Genomic DNA, 26,647 nt, shown 5'->3' with positions numbered 1-26,647 from the left:
TGTTTTTTTTAAAGTATTCTCTCTATTTGTTCACTCTGATTATTCTTTCCGGAAAACAACGTTTTTATCTTATCATCCGCTCCTTGTAATGCGAATGCCTTTTTCGGGAAGGAAAAAATTCTGATACCCGTTTCCTGAGAAACCGTCTCCCCTTTGGCATTAACCGGATTAATAATTATCAACTCGGAAGGTGCAAGTGATGCTTCCAGATACGACAGGTCATAGTATTGAACTGCTCCGGGAACTGCCGTCCAAATATATTTGGGGTGATAATAGCGCCTATTGATGATATCTTCAAACGCAACCAAAGGATTCACTAATATCGTTTTATCAATCTCATTCTGGAATGCGGCGAAATGCAGGTACGAAGAACAAAGTTCATCTTTTACCAATGAAGTAATGTTTTCAGGGTCAACATCTGGCCTTTGCTTGATATAATTAAAAAGCAACTGCATATCGCTGGCTTGGATACCTGCAATGCTTTTGCCCACGAGATTTGCTCCGATGAAAAGATTATAGGAAACTCCTTGAATAAAGGCGTCTCCTCGCTCATCCGTATTTTTCAATTCTCCTGTTCCCAGAACATCTGCGGCCAAAATTGAATAACCTTTTTCAATATACTTCTCAATCTCTGCTTCGTTTTTCAATAATTCCTCTTTTCCTGTAGAGTTGAAATACATTAACAATGGCCTTTTGTCATTGCTGTATGGTTTGATAAATACAAATGGAATGGGATACTCAAAATCCTCACTCTGAATAAAATACTTCTCAATTTTATAATTTCTCTTCTCAATCTTACCTGTAAATACCACTGACTCAATCTTCCGATCAGGATCATATCCGGAAAGCTCCTTAACCTTTTGAAGAATGACGTTTTTATTTTTATTCAGGCTAGAAGGATCGGTAACTGAACGCTGATTAATGTATTCTCCGGCTAAATCTTTATTTAAATCAAAAACAATTTTACTTTGATAGGAAGTGGTAACCTGCCCTGTTGGAGAAGCCTGTAGCTCCTCATCCGGGAATAAATCAATTTCTAAATCTTCAGATGAACCTGGTAGCTCCAATTTTTTTTGAAAAAACCGATACATACTTTCCCTATTCTTTTTTCTAGTAGTATGAGGCCCGTCAGCTTCCACCATAGTCATATTTTCTGAATGACCCAGTTTCCCGAAAATCTCCTTTGCATTAGCATACGTTTCCCGTGCTCCCTGAATGCTGAAAAAATCCTGAGTGGTTGTAATTATCATTGTAGGCTTAGGAGCACGAACCATCAATAAATCAGAGTGATCTATACCAAGCTTCAATCCGTTAAACATATTTTGTTCCGCATCCTGTGGCCCGATGGACTCAAGCAAGCGCCGGTGACTTGTAATGTAGCATTCAGGTGCAGAAGCGTAAATTCGTTTATCAACAGCTGAAAGCATTGCTGTTTGTTGCCCACCACCCGATCTGCCGGTCATTCCAATCCGGGTGGCATCAACTTCGGGACGTGAACTTAAATAATCCAATGCACGTATTCCATCCCATAAAAAGTAATCGTTGATAGAATATCCAGCTAATAAACATTGCCCGCCAGCAAATGAATGTTCTTGTGTACTTCCTCCTATATTAGACTTTTGGGTTTCTTCATTCAAATATTGAGTCCGCTCCCCCTGTCCGATCGGATCAAAAGAAAAGACAACAAACCCCTTTGTTACTAAATTATGTATGCTAATTTGGTATACCTTGTTGCGAAAAGAATTTTGCGAGTGACCAACCGAATAAAGAATCGCAGGACGTGGGTTCTTCATATTTTTAGGAATGAACAAACTTCCCGTCACATAAAATCCAGGGTGCGATTCATAAACAATTTTTTCAACCCGGAAATTTTCCCTTTCAAGCTTACCTGTAATTCTTGCATTCAACGGTGTCTTTTCAAATTTGGCAACCGGTGAAGTAAGTTTATCACGAGTCTGTTCCAAATATCTCCGCCAATCTTCGACAGACTGGAGCTTGGAAATTTGTACTTGTCGGTCATCCAGAGATTCTCCTGCTAAATCATAAATATATTGATACAAGGCATGCTGATTGTCCGTATATTTTATCCAAACTTTGTCCTTCATGTAGTTTGGATTTAACACCGAAAAATTATCCTGAGCAAATGACACGGAAAAGAAGTAAAGTAAAAAAAACAGGCAAAAAATGGATTTAAACATTCCCATAATATCTTCTTCCTTTATTATTGCAACTCACTGTATATTAATATTAAACACAAAACCTATCTATTCTATCTTTAGTTCTATAAACTTGGTAGCGACATATCTATTCCATCTCCACCCCCAAGCTCACTATTTATTTTGTGCTGTTTTATTCATCGATTTTTATACCTCATAAGCGCTTCTACATAATAATAATCGGCATAAGTCAACGGCACATCAACTTCTGAGTTGTGGGGTTTAGACCCAACACTGTGCATCAGAATAAAATTTCCGTTTTCTCCCACTTTAGCGGTATATTCATCCGAAGCCAGTGTCCGAATCTGCTTATCGGCAACAGTCAAATATTTATCCGCTAAATCTTTGTCTACATAACTGCTTAATTCTATTAAGGCTGATGCGATTAAGGCCCCAGCAGAAGCATCCCGTTCTTCTTTCGGAATTTCGGGAGCATCAAAATCCCAATAAGGAATATAATCCTCCGGCATATTTGGATGATTCAGTAAATAAGATGCAATCCGGTTAGCCTGATCCAGGTATCTTTTCTCTTTTGTTTCGCGGAACATAAAAGTAAAGCCATATAATCCCCAGGCCTGTCCTCTGCTCCAGGATGATTCATCGCTATATCCCTGGAACGTTTGTTGGGCATGCGGTTTAGCAGTCACCGTGTCATACGATACCACGTGGAAACAACTGTAGTCCGGACGATAATGATTGACCATTGTTTTATCGGCATGCGATACTGAAATATGCTTAAATATACTATCACCTGAAGCCTTCGATGCCCACAACAACAATTCCAGATTCATCATATTATCTATAATCACGGGGTACTGCCAGATTTTTTCATTGAAATCCCACGACTTGATTAATCCCATCTTTTCCCGGTATCGTGTTGACAACGATTTTGCCCCCGTAAGCAGTACCTCGTTGTATGCAGAGTCTCCTGTTATTCTCAATCCATTCCCGTAACTACAATACAGCATAAATCCAACATCATGATTACTTGTCATATACTTGGCATCTTCTATTCTTTGGGTATATTGTTGGGCGTATTTTAACAACTCTTCGTCACCACTATCCTCATATAAATACCACAAAACTCCGGGAAAAAAACCACTGCACCACCAACCATAGTCAGATGTAGTCATTTCTCCATCAACAAAGGATCGTGGCAAAACCAGAGGTTGATCCGCATATTTCTCTGCCATTAAAAGACTCTGCTTTACTGATTTATTTAACGCATCATTAATAACCTGCTCAATTTCCTTTTCCTTTGTATTCGTGCAACTTGCATTCAAAGTTAGTATCCCAATAAAGGCTACACACAGTACTTTTTGAAAAAGTCCTCTAATTTTAATCTCCATTTACTCTTCTTTTTTTTGTTCTGAATTTATTTTTATACTATAATATCTACTTAATCATTACGTCAATGCCATCAGATTTGAGTGACTTGGATTTGGCAGTAACATTTACATACCCCACTTTACCCCCTGGCCTTAAAATTGCCATACATCGACCTAAATATGTCATACAACTATCGGACTGAAAGCTTTTCATATCGGTAGGATTTCCGTTTCCAACTGCAATAATCTTTGCGTCGCCTTCAACCGAGAACGTTATTTTCTGATCATCATCCATCACCAATCGGCCATTCTCGTCAAGAATATTGATCTCAATGTATGCCAGGTCATTTTTATTGGCAGCGATCGCTTCCCTTTCTGCTTTTAACGCTATCTGAGACGCTTTCCCCGTTGTCTGAATGGTTTTCCGTCCGAGTTCGTCATCTCCGTTATATGCAATTGCTGTCAGCTCACCCGGTTGATATGGCACTTTAAAATGGAAAACATATTGGGAACTGTCGGTAGCAAATTTCTCAGCAACCTGCACTTCATTCAGCATCAGCGTCACTTTTTTAGCTGGAGAATACACGAATACATCCATCGGATGATTTTCAAAACCAGACCAATTCCAGCTTGGTAATTCATTCCGCCAGCCCCACTTGCTAATCTCCCATTGGTGTCCTTCCGGTGCCGGCTTCTCAACTGCTATCTCCAGACCACTTCTTCCCCAAACAACATCGCGGTAGTAGGATTGCGGCTTCTTAAAACCAAGCAGATCAATATCGCCGCAATATCCATTAAACCAGGGATAAGCCATTTGTACCGAGTCCAGAGAAGCCTGCCCAATGCCGGCCTCTCCAAGGTAATCCATCCCCGTCCAAACAAAATCCCCAATTACATAAGGCTTATCAAGTGCCATTTTGTAATTTTCATAGGCTTCAACTGCAAAAGTTTCGGAACCAATTATTACCCGTTCAGGAAAAAGCTGATGATCGTTTTCATATTGTTTCCACTGGTAATTATAGGAATGAACATCCATCAACTCGAATGCGGGTGCTGAATCTGACCACGGCCGATCCCCCGGATGGTTCCAGAAACCACAAATAGCCTGGGTAACTGGTCGGGTGTTATCCTTCTCCTTAATGGCCCGAATTAACTCTTTTGCAATACGGATGCCCGAAGAATCCGCCCGCTCATAAATCTCATTGCCATAACTCCAGGCAAATATGGACGGGTGGTTCCGATCGCGCATAACCATGCTTTGAATGTCCTTTTTTGACCACTGCTTAAAGTAACGATGGTAGTCATCCGGTTTCTTTGGTTCTTCCCAGCGGTCAAAAGCCTCATCCATTACCAAAATCCCAAGACGGTCGCAAGCATCTAAAAACTGTTGTGATGGCGGATTATGACTGGTACGGATCGCGTTAAAACCGTTAGCCTTCATCAGTTCTACCTTTCGCTGCTCTGCCCTGTCAAATGTTGCCGCCCCCAGGATGCCGTTATCATGGTGCAGGCAGGCCCCTTTCAAAATAACCGGTTCTCCGTTCAGCAGAAAACCATTGTCCGGGCTGAAATCCAGTGTCCGGATACCAAACCGGGTCTCCACAAGATCCACCAGGCTGTCTCCCTCCCTGATTTCCGTTCTCAATGTGTAAAGATTCGGGTGCTCAGGGGACCAGAGTTCCGGGTTTTCAATTTCAAAACTTGTTTCCATTGGCAGAGAGCTACCATCTGTAGGCATTTTCCCCTGCATTTCAACCAGGGTAATTCCTTCGGCATCTACAACCTCCTGCCGGAATACAAATGTCTTCACTTTTTCTCCCTGGTTTTGAACCGTTGTCGAAACGTCAATTGTAGCCCATTTTTCATCCACCCCAACTGTTTTAACAAAAACGCCCCACACCGGAATATTCAACGGGTCGGTCACCCGAAGCCAGACATGCCGGTAAATACCCGAACCGGAATACCAACGGCTGTTTTCGCCAATGTTCTTTGCGCGAACTACAAGAACATTCTCCTCGCCAGGTGCTTTTAAGTAATCGGTAAGGTTATAGTAAAAAGGTGTATATCCGTTGGGGTGAAAGCCAAGGTGATGCCCGTTGATCCATACGTCAGACTCCATATAAACCCCATCGAAATAAATGGTAAAAATCTTTCCCTGGTCCTTTGGAGAAACAGAAAAAGTCTTTCGGTAAAACCCGGTGCCACCAATCGTAAATCCCGTAGAGACTCCTCCCGGGCTGTTTTTAGAAAATGGCCCGATCACTCCTTCCCCTTCAGGCAGGTCTTCAATACTCCAATCGTGGGGCAAATCAAGCACTCGCCATGATTGATCATCAAAATCTGGTGAGATGGCGTCCTCATTCGATGTTTTTGCGAAACGCCAGTTATCATCGAACAAGCGCATTCGTTCAGTATTCGTTGGAGCAACAAAACTAATTTGCTTATTGTCTTCAACAGCAACTTTTTGTTGGCAGGACAACTGAACCAAAATCAGAAGAATAGACAGCGTTGGAATTGTTTTCATAACAGGTTTTTATGGTTGTAGATACCTTACTTTACATACTCCGTAATTTGACTTTTACCAACACCATTTTGATTAAACGATTCAATGGTAAAATAATAGGATAAGTTGGTGTTCAAACTGTTAATTGTAACAGAAGTGTCAGTATAAACTTGATAGGTATGGTAGAGTTTTCCGTTCTGTGATCCGTAACAGATGTTATAACCGTCGGCACTCTCACTCAAGCTCCAGCGCAAAGTTATACTGCGCCTGTCATCTTTTCTGTTCAGTACAATATCATTTACAGCATCAGGGGCTTTCCCGTTCCCCAAACCAAAAACCCGAAATCCTGAAATGGCAAAATTACCGTCAGGAACCTCAATGTTTTTGATTCTCAAATATCTGCATGTCTCTTTTTCAGGCAATTGAAAATACGCATGGCTACGATCATTCTGATTTTGAGATTGATCAATCAAAATTTTCCAATTATTGTTATCTACAGAATAGTCGATTACATACCGATGAAACACGCCATCGGGCCGGTCGTAAATATTGGTTTCATGCTCTGCAAAGTTGATCTGAATCGCGTAAACATCGTAGCTTTTCTCCAGATCGATTACCGCCCATTCATTTTCGCTTCCGGTTTTAGCTGACCAATAAGTTCTGATATCCTCATTTACCATATTTGAGGCAGGAAGCGAATCGATTGACGATGAAACCTGTACAGGTTTATTATAGGAAAGTAGCATCCATTCCGGAAAAACATCATCAAACGACGTTACCTTTTCTCCCGGAATTTGAATGGGAAAGTCGCCAAATTTGGTTACTGAATACAACTCACCGTCTTCATCAAAAAAAGTTGGGAAAAGCCCTATTCGTCGTTCAAATGGGTGTTTCATTGAAATACTCATTGTTCCAACATGCCAATAATTGCCGTATTTATCTTTGAATGTGCTTCCATGACCAGCCCCCGCAGCGAAACCTTCCGGCTTATATGCAAATGGATTATGTTTCGCAATTTTGTATGGCCCGAGCGGCGATCCTGCTACATATACCCCATCTGAATAGCTTTTGAATTCCGTTCCTGGCCCGGCGTATTGCAAATAATATTTCCCTCTATATTTGTTTACCCAAGCTCCTTCAATCCACGGATGATTATCAATCCGTTCATTATAGTCTCCGGGAACTTCCCAACCATGCTCATCCGTTTTAGCCAGAATAAACTCTACCGGATGTCCAATGGTATCAAAGTTATTTTTGTAATCAAGTTCAATTCCTTTGATGGGAAACCTGTGCGAACATTCCCAGAACAGGTACAAACGTTTATCATCATCCAGAAAAAATGCCGGATCCCAAACGGCAATGTCCAACGAATCTCTGGTTATCTCCCATTTGCCCGACAAAGGATCCCCGGATTTATAAATCGTACTTTTGGTTCTGGAAGATGCCAGAAAATAAAGTGTATCATTAATTTCAATAGCCGTTGGCGCATATTCTTCAGTGGGTATTTCATCTGTTTCTACAAAACTCCACTCTGCCAAATCTCTTGAATGCCAGTAGCCTCCGGTTTTTGATGCAAATAAATAGTACTGATCTCTAAAATAAACGACTGTTGGATCAGCAGCTTCCCTGCGAGAAGGATCTTCCAACTGAAAACGATAATCTAAATCCAGCGGATTACAATACGTTTTCAACTCTTTACGATCCTCCTTGCCGCTAATTTTACAGGCCGATGTAAAAATTATTAAAGTAATAATGGCTGAATAATACTTGATCATATCGTTTAATATAAGTCTAATTGATTGGTAACAGGTTTTAGCGTACTTCTATGGGCATCGACGAACGTTTTAATCTCCTCAATGATGTCTGGGTGTTCCGAAGCGACATCAAATCGCTCAGCCGGATCAACCTCCAAATCATAAAGCAATGGCGTTTCATGAACCACTAACGGATCACCTCCATAGCCGGATTTAGTCAGAAAATGAGCCTTGTATTTCCCTTTTCGAACGGCATAGATTTTTGTACCTCTGTAATAGATGATTTCGTTGCGGACTGGCTCATGACCTCCCTGGAGAAGCGGTGAAAGATCACTTCCGTCATAGATGCGATCTTGAGGTAAATCAATCCCACTCAGAGCACAAAAGGTCGGAAATAAATCAAGCGTAGATCCCATTTCCATGACGACTCCTGGCTCAACAATTCCCGGCCCCCAGAAAACGGTTGGCACACGCATACCTCCTTCATACGTTGATCCCTTACCCCCGGAAAGTAATCCTGCAGAACCACCATGAGATTGAAACATTAGCCAAGGTCCATTGTCCGAAGTAAACACAACCAATGTCTTTTTTTCTAGTCCATTATCTCTGAGTGCTTTCAATACCTGTCCGACACTCCAGTCAAGCTCCTCAATTACATCTCCATAACGTCCTCTTTTACTTGTTCCCTCAAATTCATCGGAACGGAAAAGCGGAACGTGCGGCATAGCATGTGCCAGGTAAAGCGCAAAGGGCTTGTCTTTATTTTTCTCGATATAAGCTATCGCTTCCTTCGTATAATTTTTGGTTAACTCAGTCTGGATCGCTTGTTCCTGAACAATTTCGTGATTCCGGTAAAGAGAGATCTGAAAATATTCCTGCTTCGGATGTCTACATGATTTCCAATAATCAATATTCGGATCACGATCCATGTCATTGCTGTATTTCAGTCCATAGAAATAGTCAAATCCGTGACTGGTTGGCAAAAACTGTGGTTCGTGTCCCAAATGCCACTTACCTATACACGCGGTATTGTAGCCGTGATCGCTGAGAATTTTAGCGAATGTAATCTCTGATTCAGGAAGGCCTCCTTTCGATTCGGGAAAAATAACCCGATGATTATCACTGCACATGCCATTACGAATTGGCAATCGGCCTGTCATAATGCCCGCCCTACTAGGCGTACATACAGAAGAAGAAACATAAAAATTGGTCCACTTTTGTCCTTCCTCTGCCATTTTATCCAAATTGGGAGTACGAATGGTAGGATGACCGAATGATCCTAAATCCCCATAACCAAGATCATCGCAAAAAATAACAATGTAATTGGGTTTCTCTTTTCGAATACTCTCAGCTTCTACACCAGAAGTGACTAGCAAGCCGAATACCAGTATGATTAATTGGTTTAAATTCATGATTTCGTTGGTTTAGTCTATTATTTCAAATACGGGCTCATAGCTTTTTGCCAGATTTTATATCCTTTGGCATTTAAATGAAGTAAATCTTCACGGTAGTTTTCGTTTTCCGGAACCCCATCGGGTTCGAGCAAAGGATCCCAAATGTTAATGAAATCAATATCTTCATTTTCCGCAGCAAATTGCTTTAGCTTCCGATTCATTACCAGCATTGTTTCTTTAAGTTCCCATCGCTTTGGACTAGGTTTCATCGATACCAGTGAAATCTGAACACCCGGAATTTGTACTCTCGTCCATTCTACCAACTGCAATAACTCAGCAAAAATTGAATCAGGTTTTTCGCCTGCAGCAATGTCATTTTCACCTTCGTACAAAATAATTTGTTTGGGCTGATATGGCAATATTAAACGTTCTTTGAAGAAAAGGACATCGCTCATTTCTGAACCGCCAAAACCGCGGTTGACCATGTTTTTTCCTGGGAAATAGTCACCCACATCTTGCCAAATCGTGAACGATGAACTACCGAGCATTAAAATCCCTCCGGGTTCGGGCATTGAAACAGAATCCTTTTTCTCATACTTTGCAATTGATTCCCCCCACTTTACTTCGGGATCATATTGTGCAAAAGCAATGTTTCCTGCTATAAGAATTGTGGTTATTAACACCAAGCTAATTTTAAAAAAATGCCTTTTCATAGATATAAATATTTAGTTTTTTTCACTCCAAAATAAAGGGCTAGGTAAACACCTACTCGCGCCCACCCTGCGCGACTTACAACCCACTTTTCATCGTCTTTCTGAATTACTTCTGCACAATGTGCAGGTGTCAAAATTTTAATTAGTTAGTCTCGTTTATTTTGCTGACTACTGGGCATTTAAAGGTGACTCCGGTGAGTCCAAATAAAAATAGGCACACGATGTAACATTGTCAGACCTTTCGAAAAACAAGTAGTTCATTTCTTTTGAAAAATCAACCTCTACCATTTCTTTTCCAGCTTTATAGATGGGGCCTTTCATGTTACTCAACTTTTCAATTTCCTCTCCCTTTGCAAAACCAATTTGCTGAATGGTAACTTTTATATCTTCATAAAAATATACTGGATCTGGAATGTGAAATCGGTAAAACGCATATTCGAAATTCGGTTCATCGGCAATGGTACACCCCTGATACTGATTAGCATATTCGCCTTGTCCCCAGCCGGTTCCAATATAATCTTCGGTTCCTGTTCCGCACAAAGTAGGAAATTCGGAATCACCATCGAGATAAATTTTCACTTCACCCTCGCCCCACCAGGCTCGGTGATATTCTACATCATTTACTGCCACACTCAGATTTACGCCCAGGTACCGACCAGTTCCATTTACTTTCGGTAAAATCTGATAGTCTTCCTTTAAAATGGTAGCCTGTTGCTGATTGAAAATGGCATGGAAGTACAAAACATCGTCGTCAACCTTATCACCTATAGTGTAATTGACATCGTAGAAAAACATAGCCACATCCTTTTCGGTGGTATTTGTCACCGTGATTTTCATACTTTTGCGGAATGGCATCGGAATGTAACAATTGAAACTTCGTCCTTCGGGGCTTGCAAACAAGGCATTTTCAAAGGTTTTCATTTTGCCTAGTCCCTGGTTGAAGAAATCGCCCAAAGGTGCAGAAACAGCTGGAGTTACCGCATCATCCCAGAACATTTCAATTTTTAATCCGCGCAAAAACTCAGGTGTCCGCTCATCAATAGTAAGCCAAATTCTTCTTATCATTCCGCTCGTTCCTGACGTTTCAGCCAACACTTTGCTTTGGCCGGCAGGTAATTTGAATGACGCAGAACCTTTTCGTCCGCCATTTGCCATTCCTCCTTTTCCTTTTTCTCCCTTCCAGTTTTCGGCGCTGGCCCAGCGGGTTTGTGTGCCTGTCGGTTTTTCGAAAAGTGATTGCGCTATCAAATTTCCTGCAAACATGAACAGTGATGCAGCAAGAAATATTTTCAATTTGTTCATCGTTTAAATTTTTGAATCAAAAATTAATCTCTCCTAAATTGATTCATCCAGGTGTAAATATCCTGATCAAATGCATCATAGGCCGAATCCTCCGATCCCATTCCGGAACCATCATACGTTCTGGTCCATGAGTCATGCCCCACACCGGGATAAATCGTCAGTTTGGCTGGAACTTTTGGATTGAGTTCATTTATTGCGGGAACAATCGCTTTAGAATATTCATCAGAAACGGTTCCATCCGCATCACCATGAAAAACCCAAAGCGGAATCTTTGATAAATTCTCATTCCCTTCTTCACTTAATTCACCTTTCCCGCAAATTGGCACAGCAGCAGCAAGATGTGATGCTTCACCAAATGAACAAAGCAGATCAAAAGTAGCAAAGCCGCCCATACTTATTCCGGTAAGGTAAATTCGGCTGGTATCAATCTGATCATTTGAATCCATGACAAATTCTATAAACTGCTTCACGAGATCCCTGTTCCACCAATCTCCATGGCATTGTGGAGATGCAACAAACATTTCAGTTGATGGATTCCATGTCGCGTTTTCAATCATTTTTGTAGGACCATGTTTTAGGACTTTGTTCAAATCGGCTAGCGTGGTTGTGCTATTTCCCCGTTCACCAGATCCATGTAAAAAAATCAGCAAGGGATAATTCCCATCAGAGTTCAATGAACTTGAAGGTGTAAAGAAATAATAACCATACGGGGAACTGGTTTTATCAAGGTACAATGGCTGGTGATACCCTCCATTAACCGGAAAATCCGTTAAGGTTGGTTCTGACGTTTCCTCTTCGATCATTTCATCAACGGTTTGACTATTGCATGAACTTGTTCCTACATAGAACAGCACAATTAATAGACTGATAGCAATTTTCATAGTTTGGTTTTTAGGCAGTTAATCTACTTTAACATCACGAATACTGAATACTTCCTCACCATTAAAATCAATACTGGCTTTTAACTGATAGTCGCCTGTTTCTTTGGGCATTTCAATATCAAAGTCAGTAATTGTTCGACCTACCTCATCGATGCTGATTGATTTTGTGGACTCGGAAACAATCTTCTCGTTCTTTAAAATCTGAAATTTCAAATCACCTGAATAGGTTTCATATAAATCATTGATTGCAAATACTGAAACAGACTTTTTTTCTTCAGCCTTAGCGTGATTAATCCACCAGTCGATCATTAAACCGACAGGTGCAAAAGCTGATCTGGCATGCTTTTCAAAAGGTTTATGCAGAATCAAATTCTTCACGTCTTTCCAGTCGTCTCCAGTCATTGCATTCGTGCTATTTGTCAATGCACAAAAATGTAGCACTCCCGCCATTTGACGATGGCATCTCCAGTATTCGGTTTTTACTGCCAGAGTTCTCGCTTTCCATTCCAGTCTTTTCTCCGGTGTGTCCAGTTCCGGTAAGCGACTGTAAACGCATTCGGTTAACGGGGTAGGATTACCGTCACGGGTAAGCCATACCCAAGCGTATTCGTTATTGATGATTGCATTTGGCCAACGATCGCGACTAATTGGTGGTTGATATTCGTTCGGATCATTGAAAGTTTCAATATATTCGCCTGCCAGCACATCGTAAAGCATTCCCTTTCTAGAAACCTGATCATCGCCTAAAAAATACGGGTGCAGAAACAAGTATGGATGAGATTCAATACAATCGGTAGGAGACATTGGCGCGGAGAAACCATTATCCCAAGGCCGATTTGACAAATCCAAATGCCGGACTTGATTAATCGCTTTTCCAACCTCCTGCCAAAGCGTTTCATTCTGTGCATCCCAAATGACCACGGAAGGGTGATTCCAGCGCTCCCGCATCCAGTCTGTATATTCAGTGACCAATGTGCTTGCCGTGTAACGTTCATGTTGTCCTGTATTCACCCGGCTTGTGTCATCAAGGAAAATACCCCAAAAAGCATACTCATCAGCTACTAAAAAGCCCATTTCGTCTGCAATATCATACCAAAAATGAGGAGCAAAACCAACATGATATCTATAGGTGTTCCAATGTAAGTCCTTAAATTTTTGATGCATTTTAATCACCCAATCCCTATTCCATGGCAAATCCTGACGAACAGTATCATCCATAAAGCGATGCAAAGCCAAATTAGTTCCCCTCATATAATAGGGCTTGCCATTTAGCATTCCAACTTTTTTCTCTGGGTCAAATTTGAACTCACGCATTCCAAAGCGGACATTCTTTGTATCTGATCCGGTTGATAGATGTATGGAATATAAAAAGGGATTCTCCGGCGACCATAGCTGGCAATCAGCTATGGGAACTCGAAAATCGAGCGTATCCAACTGATTTGCTTTTAATAATTTTGACCTGCTCTTGCCATTTTTAACTGCGGCTCCGCTTTTAAACTCAGACAATTCATATTTCAATTGAACATTTTTATCCTGATCACTGATCAGATAGGCAACAACCCTCACTGTATTGGTTTCAATTTCAGGAACAATCTGAACGTTTTCAACGTACGGATAATCGGTGAGAATTAACTCAACCTCATCGTAAATACCGGGAGTATACCGGATTTTTTCGTTATCCTTTCCGTAAGGAATTGTATCCGGCAAAATATCGGTATTTGCCCCAACCCGAATTACAATTTCGTTTGGCTCATTATTCCCTTTTAAGTATCCGGCAACGTCATAAAATTCCGGAGTATACGAATATAACTTTTCGCCAACTGCTTGTCCATTTACAAAAACCTTTTGCCCGTAAGCAATTTTATGCGTTTTGATGATCGCAACCGGAGGAACCTTTCCTTCGACTTTTATCTCTTTTTTATACCAGAAATAATCTCGCAACGGCGATTTTGAATAAACACTATCAAAAGCAGGAGTCGCCAAATCAACTAAGCCGGGAACCTGAACAGTATGGGAATAAGATTCAGGTAAATAATCTGGAGTAATTGATTCCGAAACCTGCCACTCACCGTTTAGCGACATAACTTTTCTTTCGCTTTGTGACGAGCAGGCAGTTAGCGTTATTAGTAGTATAAGAATATAGTTTTTCATTTTAAGTCTAGTTGTTTTCCAATAATATTAATTGCTCTAAAGCGGCCAATCCAAACCAATCCATCGTGTAAGTACAGATCAACGGATAATAATGGCGATAAACGATTCCTGAAGCCCAGGTATCGCCAACGATTCCTCCTCTTGCAAGAATATCATCTCCGGTATATTGATGTTCCATACACCACAGCAATGCCTTTTGGGCTGCCTCCAGGTATTTTGGATTATCGGTGTATTGATAAAGTTGATATAGCAGCAAACTCCATAGTGGTGTTCCTTTTTCACTAATCCCAACTTTTTGTGGATCAACATACAATTGCCACGGAAACGAACCGTCATCAAGCTGTTTACCAATAACATTCTCAGCAAGTGCAATTGCTTTTTTCAGGTAATAATCACCTTCCGGCATCATTTGGTGAGCAGATAATAATCCAATCATTGCCCAGCCATTTCCACGAGTTGTTTGCCCATCTTTCATTAAAATAGGAGTTCCAACCGGTCTTCCTGTTGGCCAGCAATCGTCTGTATGATCTGCCTGATTTCTATGAAACGTTCTATACCACAAACCACTGGGATCTTCCAGAACGTTTATCAGCCCATCCAAATATTCCTTGCCAATCTGTTTATGCTTTTCGTTTTTGGTGTACTTGTATGTTTCGGAAAAACCAATCATACCAAAGCCGGATTCATCCATCGTCCAGTTTTTCCATTTGTTGGCTTTCAAAACGAAATCCTGTTCAACAATGCTATCGCCTTCCATCACTTTACCAATTTGTTCAGATTGAAGAATCGCTACATTCAGGAATCGCTGATCACCTGTCGCTTCATAGAGTGGAATCCATCCCCATCCGGCCAGAAAATGTGCATCAGCCGGGCTCAGATAGCCTGAAAAACCTTCATCATAAATCATTCGTGGATCGTAGCGACAAATGGTAATCCCGTAAGCAGGGTGATCTTTATCCAACATCTGAAACCGGAGGGACGCTTCACCAATAAGCCTCGCGGTTTCAATCAATTTTTCATAGCCAAACTCTTCGGCTAATTCGGGTATTTTTGAAGCATCTAACAATAGCTTTATGGCAGGCCCGTATGTCCACATCCAGTCTGAACGACGGTACATTTTCGAGTCTAAATCATAAAAAAGAAATAAACCCCCATAAGTCGGACTGAGTGGATTCAGGTTTTGAGCACTTAGGATGAAGCTAATGCTTTGGCTTAGGGAGGTAATCAAATTTTCCCTAATTAAATCTGAATCAGTTTGAATTTCTTTCCCAACGGTATTATCCGTAATAACCTCTTCATCCAGTAATAGCTTTTCACCCGCTTTATGAGAGTATATCTTGATAGTCCCGCTCCAAACAGGAGATAAAGTTGTTAGTTGGTAATCGAAATGATTCCCTGATCCTGACAATTCAACAATCTCCTGCAAATAGAAACTCTTTAGTTCTGCTGTCTCAGATTCCACATAAATATGGTTTTCCCAATGTTCCAGGTGATTTGCAAAAACAAGAGTATCCCTAAGTTCAGCATAGCTATTCCAAAAATTACTATTCCAGCTGTAGTGATCGCCATCACTAACATTAGCAACAATTGCAACTGCATGTAGATTTTCTTTTAATTGCAAATCAATGACCGGGAACCACATGTCCTTTCCATGAACCATTCCCTGATTCTCACCCCTGGTATTATCCGGCGAGACATCCGTTAGTTTTGAAACATCCTTATTCCTATCGCTGTGTATTTCCAGAATAATCTTGTCACAACCGGAAGGAATGTCATATGAAAGATGAAAATTGCATCCATCTTTCTCCCAAACTTGATTGACTTTATTCGCAACTATTTCCGGACAAATCCAGAAAAAAAAGAGTTCTATCACAAAAAGTCTTAAAATATTTCGTTTCATTAGTTTAAAATTACAAGTCGCTTAACGTTCGTTCCCCATTTACTATGACACCTCACCAGGTAAATACCCGACTTCACACCGTCACCAAAACGATAAACTTTCTCCCCCTCAACAAAAGCATTTTGTTCCAGCACCTGGATTAATTGTCCATCAGAAGAAAATACCGAAACACTTACCTCGCTCCTGCCAGGAAGCTTAACTAATATCTGAGCCGAAGTTTGGGCTGGATTGGGGTAAACAACCAAATCAGCTTTAACACTATTAAATTGATCAAAACCGGTCTCAATTTCTGACGCAACAATATAGATCGGTCTTTCCGACAAAGTAAGATTTACTTTCGTTCCCTCCATCGTCACAGAAACAGTGTCACCGTCTTCGTCTAAATTAGATGGTACAATTGAATAAACGGCTGACGCACTGCCAATTTCCAACTGATAATCGGTTGTAGCCCCGTTATCTTGGTTCGAATTGGTCTGTCGTGTCCACAGAGCATATTTTTTACCATTATTATCAGGATCATCAAATTGAAGGCAATAAACTTCGTTGTTTCCAGCTTTTTGGGCGTATGTAACAACTCCGTCATAATAGCTTGTCCCCAACACATTTTGCATTGTAGCCAAATGAAAATAGGAAGGCTTTTTCTCATATCCCGCATTTTTATCTTTGATCAATCCGCTGGATGAATATTGTCCGGCATTCGTGCTGTTGACATCTGCAGCCATAAACATGAACGCTTTCTCAAAACCCATTTTCATCAAAATCAGGTTTGCCCTTACCAGGTAATTTGCCTGAGCGTCAAATGTTGCATAAATGTATGAGTGAGATCCGCTAGTTGCTTTATAAGTATCCCAACCAAATTCAGTTATCCAAATGGGCATATCAGGGAGTACACGGTTTTTCCATTTAAAAAGTCCTTCCATCTTAACCTCAAAGCCATAAGTTTCGTGTTCGGGAGAATATCCATTCGTATGATCGGAACAATACATGTGAACATTTAAAACATCAAAAGGAACCCTTCCGTTTGAGTGTTGCAATATTTCATGAAAAATCAATGAATCAGCACCAGCTGTACCTGCAACGACATGCTGGGCATCGGGGTCAACGGACTTTATACCCAGTAAGGGATGAGATGCATCCGGTTGAACACCGTACCCGTCGTGAACCGCATTACAGTATGTCGCATAATTTTCTGCCGGCCATTCGGGCGACCACCACCAATAGTCAGGCTCATTTTCATCTTCATAATATTTGATAATATCTAAGCCAGTTGCTTTGTCAGCAGTTTCAAGTTTTGATTCTTCAATTTGCTTTGAACCATAACGAGCCACCAACTGCCCCATGAACTCAAGTTTCTCAATATAATCCGACGCCTTCGAGCCGTCTCCTGTATTGTTGGGAATATGATCATCATCCAGCCAACCCGGTTTATTTAATGCATCGATAAGAACGTTAATCCCCAATTCAGTACATTCATCCATAAAGTTATTGTGATTTGGCCAGGTGTAAGTATGCGGTTCTTTTGTAATATTATCCCATTTGTAATAATTGTTCGCCGCTTCATAATGTGCCCAACTGTGGTATTCCCGGATCCATTTTACGCAGTTTGATATTTCATCCAAATATTTATTATCGTGCGCAGCGATATTCGTATTTGCACCTAAAAAATCAGAAACATTTTGGCGTTCATCCTGCGAAAAAACAGGGGTGACGGAACTGATAAGGAGCAAAAGTGTTAAAATCTTAATCGTTGTCTTTTTTATGCTAGAAATTTTCATGGTTCCATTTAAAATAAGTTGTCATTTTCGATGACCAGGAATTGTGGTGTTTCTGTAAGTACCACACCTAAATTACCGCCTTGGGGTTTTACAAGAGTGGTATCTCCGTCCATATCTAAATAATTAGGCTTAATCAGGTAGGCATTATTTACGTCTTTTGTAACTTCGATTTGGTATTCAGTTTTCACCCCACTATCATGGTCAGACTCAATTTTTCTTGTCCATAATACCAATACATTCTTTTTAGAAGATCGGTCTGTGAATTTTAAATTAAATACTTCGTTTTCCCCGTGTTTCTGGCGATATGTGAGTGCTTTGTCATAAACTAAGTCTCCTAAGATCCTTTGAAGTGTAGCAAGGTAATAGTAGGAAAGTTTCTTTTTTAGTTTGTTCTTTTTGTCCATAAACAAACCACAGGTCGCATATTGCAATATCTCTTTACTATCAGTATCACCGGCCATGTACATAAAAGCCTTTTCGAAGCCCAAGTGTTTTAAAATAAGGAATGATCGCAACAAGTAGTTTGCCTGGCTTTCTGGAGTTGCATATGCATATGAATGTTGCCCATCTTCATTTTTGTAAGTATCCCATCCGAACTCGGTCAGCCAAACAGGCATGTCTGGTAAAACCCGATTTTTCCACTTCAAATACTCAAAAAAGTAAGTTTCGAAACCATGCTCTTCATTCTCCGGCGAGAATGAATAATCTTTATGATCGGAACAATACATGTGAACATTTAAAATGTCGAATGGAATTTGCCCGTTGCAAGCCTTCATTACTTCAGAAATGTACAGGGTGTCAATCTTTGCTAATCCTGCCATAACATGCATCGCATTTGGATCAACTGACTTTATACCGAGCAATGGGTATTCGTTTGTTGTTTGCAAGCCGGAGCCAGCATGAACTCCTATACAATATTGCGCATAATCGGCAGCACTCCACGCCGGTATTTTCCACCAATAATTAGGCTCATTGTCATCTTCGAAGTATTTAACATATCCGGTACCTGATGTCTTATCTTCGGTTTCAAGTAATGCTGTATCAATTTTTGTTGATCCATACCGAGCAACTAATTGGGATACAAATTCAATACGCTCTATATAGTCGGATGATTTGGAACCATCACCTGTATTGTTAGGAATATGCTCGTCATTTACCCAATCCGGCCGATTGAGCACATCCAATAATACCTGAACCCCAAGTTCGCGGCAGGTTTCCAAAAATTCATAATGACGAGCCCACACATCATCCTTTCGACTGGTCGTGTCAGCCCAGGAATAACGATCATTCTGTTTTTCGTAATGAGACCAGGCGTGGTATTCCCTAACCCATTTTACACAGCTCGACAGGTCGGCGAGGTATTGCTTATTGTACTCTCCCAAAAATGTATTTGCCCCCACGAACTCAGAGAATTTATCTTCATTCTCTTGAGATACGACTTGAGAAAAACAAGTAATTAAAAATACAATTGTAATTGTTAGTCTCTTCAATCGATTCATTAATTCTACTGTCATAAAACTATTTTGAGATGTTCGATCACTGATATAGCTAGCCCTTATGGTCAAATTATACAATAAAGAGGGCCTCAAGTGAAAATCCGGACACTTTTTTTCGAATAACATAGGGACACCAGCAGTAAGTTACCGGCATTATAGATGACTGCAGTTATAGATTCAGCTCACAAACAAGAACTTAGGTGTGCGGCAGATATTAATATCGAAAACTGCTAGACGTTTGACAAATCAATGGTAATCTGCCAATTGCCTGCCTCAAATATTTTAACTTCGCAAGTAAATTTCTCTTTGGCAGCGCCAAATCCTGTTGCTGATTTTGAATCAAACTCAATTTCCATTTCCAGTGGAAATTTGTCCACAACAAATCTTTTATCATAGAATGTTCCAGCGTTCGAGTTAACCCGCAAATTGGAAATACCGACTGTCGAATTTTTCCGCATGATAATAATCTCAACCTGACTCGGAGTTAGCGATTTCTTGGTAATTACCAGCTTGTTAATGTTTGAAGATTTCGATTCTACTTCATATGGCTTTTCATATTTACCAATGTATTCATCATCCTTCCAAAAACCAACGACAACACTATCTGGCTGATTTTCCCTATTAATTACCAATTGACCTTCACCATCTTTTAAGCCATCTTTCCAGTTACCCTTATAAACATTCCCATTACTCCAGGTATATGTTCCATTTCCCTCGGGTAATCCCTTTTTAAATTCTCCTTCGTAAGTGTCTTCGCCAACAGCTATTCCTTCGCCATGTGCTTTCCCCCTTTTACAATCACCATCATATTTTTCTGAAATTTTCGGTAGAAGTACTTTACAATCATCGTCTGGCAATAACTGCCAGGAAGAAAGGAATAACAAAGCAGTTAGCGCTATCATTAATTTTCTGAGTCTGTTCATGGTCTAATCGAATTTATAGGTTAATATCGAGAGCATGCCCCATAGGGACATGCTCTTTTTGTAGTTGGGTTATTGATAAGCCGGATTTTGCTCCAGCGCATCATTTCTAAGTAATTCATCTTCATGAATTGGTAAGAATAGATGATTGTCTGTTGCAGAATTTGTAATTTGCTTTGCATACTCTTTGTCCCAGCGTAGCAAGTCAAACCAACGCATGCCATCTTCATAAATCATTTCCCTGCGCTTTTCATCCCTGATTGCCTGAACCATTTTTTCTTTCGTGTCGACGTCAGCCAATGTTAGAGCATCAATTCCTGTGGTGCCTTTGGGTACATCCCAGAATGGATTTTCATAGTCCGGATCATAAGCACGTGCTCTAATGGTATTCAAGAAATCCAGTGCCGCTTGCTTGTTTGATTCGTAGTCTTGCTCAATCAAAATCTCGTATTTATTAAAATACAATTCGGTTGCCCGAATCAACACAAAGTTCAACTGCTCAATTCCACCGTTGGCATATCCTCTTGGCGGAACGTGTTTGCGGATAGCAATATTATTTGACCATGGGTGGTCTCCGTACATAAATTCCCAACGGATATCTTTTCCTTGTGAAACCATCAGCTCATCTGCAGTATCGAATAAATCGTACACTTGATCGGCAATTTCAAAATCAAATCCCATGAACCAGCCAAACAGACCCGAACCGAAAAAGCCGGGAGAATAATCATTTTGTTGCTCAAAAATAGACTCACTTGAGTTCATTGGCTCATCAAAGATACTTCTCCATTTTACGGCTAGAGGGTATAAGCCACTGGCGATAACTTCTTCAGATAATGCAAGGGCTGTAGTTAAGTCTCCTTGATACATTGCAATTCTGGCCAAATAAGCTTTTGCAGCCCATTTACTTGCACGTCCTTTCCTCAAGTTAGTTTCAGAAGCGTCAGCATAATTTTCCAGTACTGCTGGCAGGTCATTAGCGGCAATAGTCAAATCAGCTTTAACTTGCTCAAGAACTTGCTGATGTGTTGACTTGGCAATCTCATTATCCTCGGGGCCACCAGTCTTCAATTCGAGTACCAATGGAACATCTCCCCACATCATGGTCAAATAATAATAAGTTACACCACGTAAGAAATGTCCTTCTGCCAACATTTCTTTTTTCCTGTTTCCACTGAATTTGTCGTCTGGAATTTCAGCGGTCTTCTCTAAAAACAAGTTAACATTCGCAACGGCCTCATACATTTTGGCCCACGAGCCATTATAACCACCACCAGATGATGGATTTGCCGTTAACTGAGTGCGATCTTTCAACTGAAAACACCATCCACTAGGTTGCTTGATATCGTCGGTTGATACCTGAAAATAACAGATCAACTGAGAATAGGCACTTTCATTAAAAAAGCGGTTATAACATCCGGTCAGGCCTATTTCCGCAGCACTTTCCGAATCGTACAAGGCATTCATCTCAATACTCGAATACACGTCTTGCTCCAATACTTCCTGACATTGTACAAAAAACAATACAGCCGGGAGTATTAATAAGTATTTATATATTTTCTTCATTTTTTGAATATTAAAAATTACAAACCTGATTAGAATGTTATATTAACACCAAGGCGATAAGCTCTTGATTGTGGATAAGAACCATAATCATAACCACGCAGCAATCCACTGTTTGATCCGCCATTAACCCCAGTAAAGTGGTCTACTTCAGGATCGAAACCAGAATATTTGGTAAATGTCAAAAGGTTGTTTGCTGTCAGGTATATTCTTGCTGATTTAAGATTAAGTCTTGACAATAATCCTGACTCAAATGTGTAACCAAGAGTAACTGATTTTAACCTCAGGTAAGAACCATCTTCTAACCATCCTGTATGAGGAAGCGTGTAATCATTGTTCCTATCGTCATAGTTAATAACCGGATATTCAGTCACATCACCAGGTTGCTGCCATCTGTTATCAAATGCTGTCTGAGTAGTATTTGCACCAACAATTGTACGATCATTCAAGGTCATTGTTTCTAACCATCTGCGAGTGGCATTATAAATCTTATTTCCATAAGAATACTGCATGAAAATTGAAAGATCGATATTCTTATATGAGAAGTTATTTGTTAAACCTCCAAAGAAATCAGGAAAGGGGCTTCCTGCCATAATCAAATCACCTTCGTTCGGAAGGCCTCCGCTTTCATCCTGATCAACAATCACAATCGTACCATCATCAGGATTAACATACTTTTCTCTTTCATATAAGTAGAAACCAATCGATTCTCCTTCTCTTGCAATACTTCTGCCTCCAGCTCCACTTACAATTACATCCTTACCTCCCAATAGTTCGAGAACTTTATTTTGGTTTGTTGAAATATTAAAGTCAGCATTCCAGTTGAAGTTTTCTTTCGTTATAATGGTTCCGTTTATTCCAAACTCCAAACCCCTATTCTCCATTTTACCAATGTTATCAAGCTTAGAACCAACACCTCGGGTATTGGGAAGTGGAACCTGAAATAACAAGTTATCAGTAGTTTTTACATAGTAATCAAAAGTGAAATTCAATCGACTATTTAACAAGCTCACATCAGTACCAATATTAAACTGGGTTGTTTCTTCCCATTGCAGCTCCGGAGTTGGCAAACTTGAAATTACACCACCGGTTTGATTATTGTAATTACTACCGGAATTCGTTCCTGTACCAACAGTCATAATACCACGAGCAGCATAGTTTGATATTTCCTGATTACCTGTTACACCATAACTCGCACGGATTTTCCAATCATCCAAAAAACTCAAGTCTTGCATGAACGATTCTTCGGATACTCTCCATGCTACAGACCCTGATGGGAAAAAACCATAACGGTTGTCTTTACCGAAGCGTGAAGAACCATCGTAACGTGCATTCAATAACAGCATATATTTTCCTTGATAATCGTAATTGAAACGACCAAAGAAAGAAGTAATACCATATGCTTGTTTATCAGAATCAGCGACATCAATGTCGGTTCCTGCGTTTAGAGTGGCCACTTTGTCAGAAACAATTCCACTCACCAATACAAAGCTGTTTTCCCAAATTGTTTCCTGAACGGTATTACCCGCTAAGAATGTAAAACTATGATCTTTAACTCCTAATGCATAAGTGACGTAATTTTCTAGTGTCCATGCTTTTTGATTAAACGTACGCTGAGATTTTTGACCTCTCCAATCCACGCCTTCAAAAGCATTTGGATTTGGTGGATCGAACCAATTTTCCAGTTCACCACGAATGTCACCCGAAGCCTGAACACGATAATTCAATCCAGGTAATAAATCTACTTTAGCATAAGCTGAAGCAATGATACGAGTTACGTTAGTTGTAATATCAACATCCAATGCTTGCCTGACCGGGTTGCCATATTCTTTCTGAAATGGATCATTGGTGAAAGTCCCATCAGCCAGGTAGACTGGAGTTACCGGAGCTTTAACCAAAGCTGTTGACAATACTGATCCTCCATAAAGATGGTTATTATTTGAAGCGTCTGCTTTATCGGGACTACCGTCGTTTTTAGTACGGTTCTGATCGGTAAAAGCTGCATACAAACTAGTTCCCACTGAAATATGCTCTCCTAAATCCTGATCAACATTTGCACGCATGTTGTAGCGACTAAAATCGGAACCAATGATGATCCCTTTTTGGTTATAATAACCTGCACTAACCATATAACGTGTTGCTTCGGTACCACCACGCATCGACATGTTAACTTCATTGACCGATCCCATGCGGAAAATCTCATCCTGCCAATTAGTATTAACCGGAGGATTATTAATCATACTTTCTGGGTAAATATTCACATATTCCGGCTCTTCTTCACTAAGTTGAGAGCGACCTTCATTCACCATCCTCATATAATCCGAAGCACCTAGTAAATCGTATTGACTTGTCACTTCAGACATTCCGGTATAAACATTTACACTAAATTCACCTTTCCCTTCAACACCTCGTTTTGTGGTAATCAACACAACCCCATTAGCAGCACGCGCACCATAAATAGAAGTTGCAGCTGCATCTTTCAGGATTTCAATTGATTCAATATCTGCAGGATTAATTTGCGACATCCCATTTACCCTGTTCTCTCCAACGTTACGGTTACTGGTCTGCGTATTCTCCAGTGGAATACCATCGATCACATACAACGGATCGTTACCCGAACCAATTGAGGTTGTTCCTCGAACGCGGATCGTTACACCACCACCTGGTTCACCAGTATTATTGGTGACCAATACTCCGGCAGCTTTACCTTGAATGGCCTGGTCAATTCCTGTTGCAGCCATGCCTTTGATATCTTCGGCAGAAACAGAAGTGATCGCAGCTGATATTTTCTTACGGCTTTGAGAACCATAGCCTACAGCGACAACCTCTTCAATCCCAATTGCATCATGCTCCATAACAAGGGTAACCTGATTTACTCCTTCAATTGAAACTTCGGTCTGTTTCATACCAACAAAAGAAACCGAGAGTGTTTTTGCAGATGTTGGAACAGTAATCGTAAAGTTTCCATCAAAATCAGTAATAGTGCCGATTGTAGTTCCCTGCACGAATACAGAAGCTCCCGGAATCGATTGTCCGTCGCTATCCTTTACTTTTCCGGTAATTTTTCTTTCATCCTGTTGTGAATATTTCAACTGGCTCAATGCTTTACGAATAATAATTTGCCTTTCGTAAACATCATAACGGACTGTTTCATCAGCCAACACTTTATCCAAAATTTGATTAATTGTTGCATTTTTAAGATCAACAACCACTTCCTTAGACACATTGAGATCTTCATTTCGGTACAAGAACACAAATTCGCTGTTCTCTTCAATGTACTGAATGACATTATTTATGGTCGTTCTTTGCAAGCTAATATCCAGCCTCGTGGTCTGGGAATAACTATTTGCTGAAACCGATAAAAAACAACCTACAATAAATAGCATTAATAAGCGCATAATTCGCCACATTTTTTTACAACTTCCCCTTCCAGGAAAGCCAGTTAACGATTTTTTTTTCATAAATTTGATCAACTTAATTGTTAATAAATACTTTATTCTTAAGGTATTTGTATTAAACCGGTTTGTGCGTCACCACTTACCGGTTTATTTTTTAATTAGATAGTTATTCTCATTCACTCTTTTATAATTAGTTTGTGACACTCTACATAAATATTCTAGTGCTTCTTCTATACCCTGCGATAAATCAAGTTTTCCAGTTATCTTTCCTCGTGCAACAACCGGACTTTCAATACTCACTAAAACGTTATAATAACGCTCAACTTTTCTAACAATTCGACTAAACTGTTCGTCATTAAACCTTAAGAGGCCTTTCGTCCAGATTGAATAGCTGTAAGCATCTACCAGATTGACTTTTGATGCTTCTGTTTGGCGGTTGAAGACATATTGCTGGTTGGGTTTTAAAACCAATTCCCGCTCAAACAATCCGGCTTCTCTTTTTTTAACAGATATACTTCCTTCTTCCAGAGTCGTTTGTATTGTATAGTCGTCTGGGTAGGCGTTAACATTAAACCTTGTCCCCAAAACACGAATATTTAAATCAGTAGTTTTAACTATAAAGGGTTTAGATTCATTGTGACTCACGTCAAAAAAAGCTTCCCCATATAAAGTAACCTCCCTGTTTTTCGCCCCAAATACCTCAGGGTACATTAAGCGACTTCCTGCATTTAACCATACTGTAGTACCATCGCTCAGTATTATTTTAGAACGATTACCATAGGGAATAACGAGCTGATTAATTCGTTGACGATTGTTTTGAGTTGCCTTTATTACTTTGTTTTCATTCAGCAATATATCTCCGCGTTCACTATAAGACAGTGTCGATTCGGAATCCTCAAGTCCAATTTTATTATTTTCAGAAAGGATCAGGGTGGGCTCATTCACCTGCACCGGTGTGTAAACAAATTGATCAAAGGTATTTTGAACATCCTTATCCATCTGATAATACACGGCAATGCCACTAATTATTGAAAACACAATAGCAATAGCCGCATATTTAGACAACTCTTTTATGAATCGTCTACTGCGAAGCTTCTTATCTTCATTTTCCAATGAGTGAATAATGTTCGAAGAAAGAGTTTTCTTTTCTGCAGATGACATTATTTCGTTTGGGTGATTCAATTTCAATAAGTTTAATTTTGTTTCCAGAATAAAATCTACATCATCTGGATTTTCCTTCATATATTTCTCCCAATAGGCATCAACCATTTCATCGGAGTTGAATACCCATTTGAAAAATAATGGATTATCAATTATTTCTAGATTTCGTTTATTCATAGTAGTGACGCGTTACTA

The 26,647-nt window shown here is 40.1% G+C and carries 16 protein-coding genes; all 16 read right to left on the bottom strand.

Going from position 1 to position 26,647, the window contains the following annotated elements; genetic code table 11:
• Positions 1–8: 8 nt before the first annotated feature.
• Positions 9–2,105: an alpha/beta hydrolase family protein gene (locus GR929_RS19580; protein ID WP_159523071.1), complete on the bottom strand. Its 2,097-nt coding sequence runs from the start codon at positions 2,103–2,105 to the stop codon at positions 9–11.
• Positions 2,106–2,353: 248 nt separating this feature from the next.
• Positions 2,354–3,565: a glycoside hydrolase family 88 protein gene (locus GR929_RS19575; RefSeq protein ID WP_159523069.1), complete on the bottom strand. Its 1,212-nt coding sequence runs from the start codon at positions 3,563–3,565 to the stop codon at positions 2,354–2,356.
• A gap of 46 nt (positions 3,566–3,611) precedes the next feature.
• Complete coding sequence (locus tag GR929_RS19570) at positions 3,612–6,068, bottom strand: glycoside hydrolase family 2 TIM barrel-domain containing protein (RefSeq protein ID WP_159523067.1); 2,457 nt, start codon at positions 6,066–6,068, stop codon at positions 3,612–3,614.
• Positions 6,069–6,094: 26 nt separating this feature from the next.
• The gene (locus GR929_RS19565; RefSeq protein WP_201301065.1) at positions 6,095–7,822 is read right to left on the bottom strand and encodes a family 43 glycosylhydrolase; all 1,728 of its coding nucleotides are present in this window, start codon (positions 7,820–7,822) and stop codon (positions 6,095–6,097) included.
• 5 nt (positions 7,823–7,827) lie between these two features.
• Positions 7,828–9,213, bottom strand: coding sequence for a sulfatase family protein (locus GR929_RS19560; RefSeq protein WP_159523065.1), 1,386 nt, complete (start codon positions 9,211–9,213; stop codon positions 7,828–7,830).
• A 20-nt stretch (positions 9,214–9,233) separates the two neighbouring features.
• Positions 9,234–9,908, bottom strand: a complete 675-nt coding sequence (locus GR929_RS19555) for a GDSL-type esterase/lipase family protein (RefSeq protein WP_159523063.1) — start codon at positions 9,906–9,908, stop codon at positions 9,234–9,236.
• 168 nt (positions 9,909–10,076) lie between these two features.
• Positions 10,077–11,210 (bottom strand): glycoside hydrolase family 172 protein, encoded by a 1,134-nt coding sequence (locus GR929_RS19550; RefSeq protein ID WP_159523061.1) that lies wholly within the window; start codon positions 11,208–11,210, stop codon positions 10,077–10,079.
• 23 nt (positions 11,211–11,233) lie between these two features.
• Entirely contained in the window at positions 11,234–12,091 is an 858-nt protein-coding gene (locus GR929_RS19545) for a carboxylesterase family protein (protein WP_159523059.1), read from the bottom strand.
• 18 nt (positions 12,092–12,109) lie between these two features.
• Positions 12,110–14,242 (bottom strand): glycoside hydrolase family 2 TIM barrel-domain containing protein, encoded by a 2,133-nt coding sequence (locus tag GR929_RS19540; RefSeq protein ID WP_159523057.1) that lies wholly within the window; start codon positions 14,240–14,242, stop codon positions 12,110–12,112.
• A gap of 7 nt (positions 14,243–14,249) precedes the next feature.
• Positions 14,250–16,142 carry a glycoside hydrolase family protein gene (locus GR929_RS19535; RefSeq protein ID WP_159523055.1) on the bottom strand — a complete coding sequence of 631 codons (1,893 nt, stop codon included), beginning with the start codon at positions 16,140–16,142 and terminating at the stop codon, positions 14,250–14,252.
• Positions 16,142–17,917 (bottom strand): T9SS type A sorting domain-containing protein, encoded by a 1,776-nt coding sequence (locus GR929_RS19530; protein ID WP_159523053.1) that lies wholly within the window; start codon positions 17,915–17,917, stop codon positions 16,142–16,144. Before GR929_RS19530 ends, GR929_RS19535 begins: the two co-directional genes overlap by 1 nt.
• A gap of 8 nt (positions 17,918–17,925) precedes the next feature.
• Positions 17,926–19,431 (bottom strand): glycosyl hydrolase, encoded by a 1,506-nt coding sequence (locus GR929_RS19525; protein WP_159523051.1) that lies wholly within the window; start codon positions 19,429–19,431, stop codon positions 17,926–17,928.
• A gap of 212 nt (positions 19,432–19,643) precedes the next feature.
• Positions 19,644–20,336: an MORN repeat-containing protein gene (locus GR929_RS19520; RefSeq protein ID WP_159523049.1), complete on the bottom strand. Its 693-nt coding sequence runs from the start codon at positions 20,334–20,336 to the stop codon at positions 19,644–19,646.
• Positions 20,337–20,405: 69 nt separating this feature from the next.
• Positions 20,406–21,896: a RagB/SusD family nutrient uptake outer membrane protein gene (locus GR929_RS19515; protein WP_159523047.1), complete on the bottom strand. Its 1,491-nt coding sequence runs from the start codon at positions 21,894–21,896 to the stop codon at positions 20,406–20,408.
• Between the two features lie 29 nt (positions 21,897–21,925).
• Positions 21,926–25,303 (bottom strand): TonB-dependent receptor, encoded by a 3,378-nt coding sequence (locus tag GR929_RS19510; RefSeq protein ID WP_235934495.1) that lies wholly within the window; start codon positions 25,301–25,303, stop codon positions 21,926–21,928.
• Between the two features lie 135 nt (positions 25,304–25,438).
• The gene (locus GR929_RS19505; RefSeq protein WP_159523043.1) at positions 25,439–26,629 is read right to left on the bottom strand and encodes a FecR family protein; all 1,191 of its coding nucleotides are present in this window, start codon (positions 26,627–26,629) and stop codon (positions 25,439–25,441) included.
• Positions 26,630–26,647 lie beyond the last annotated feature (18 nt).

Source organism: Sunxiuqinia indica, assembly GCF_009847015.1.
Classification (GTDB): Bacteria; Bacteroidota; Bacteroidia; order Bacteroidales; family Prolixibacteraceae; genus Sunxiuqinia; species Sunxiuqinia indica.
Note: the sequence above shows the minus strand (reverse complement) of the source record. Positions and strands in the feature narration are given on the sequence as shown.